The 616-nt window shown below is 77.9% G+C and carries 1 pseudogene; it reads left to right on the plus strand.

Going from position 1 to position 616, the window contains the following annotated elements:
* Positions 1 to 616, plus strand: a pseudogene (locus tag L0P92_RS44825) (ATP-binding protein); the annotation flags it as partial.

Below are 616 nucleotides of genomic sequence, written 5' to 3' on the forward strand. Positions count from 1 at the left end.
GGGGTGCCGGGGTGGGGGAGGTGTTCCCCGATCCGGTCGCGTGCGTTCCGGAACGGGCGCGGCCCGACGCCCAGCGGCGGCGCGGCTTCCGTATCGGGTGCACCGCCGACGGCCCCGAGGGGCCTGTGCGGCTCGACGTCGCCGTCCAGGCCGAGCCCGAACTGCGGATCGTGGGGGAGCGGCTGAGCGCGGGCGGGGTCGTCCTGCTGGAGACGGCGCTGCGCGATCCGAGCCGGCCCTTCGTACAGGCCGCCTGGCATACGGCCGGGCAGTCGCCGGTGACGCGGGCCCCGCTGCCCGACGATCGGCTCGGCACGGCTCTGCTGCCGCTGCGGGTGGCCGGGAAGACGGACGGGCAGCGGCGGGTGCTCGCCGCCGCGGAGCAGATGGTCGTGGCGTTGCGGTCGGTCTTCGCCTGTGATCCCCGGCCGGATCGGATGCGGGCGCCGGTGCCGATCGGTTCGGGGCGGTTGCTCGGGGGCTGCGACAACCTCGCCGAGGTGCTGTGGCGGACCCGTGCCGAGTGCGGGCGGCGGCATGCGCGGCTGGTGGCGGCGGTGCGGGCGGGGTGTGGCGCGGGGGCCCGCCGACGTGGTGCCGTGTCCGGGCGGGGCGG

It is taken from the genome of Streptomyces muensis (assembly GCF_021474425.1).
Taxonomy (GTDB): Bacteria; Actinomycetota; Actinomycetes; order Streptomycetales; family Streptomycetaceae; genus Streptomyces; species Streptomyces muensis.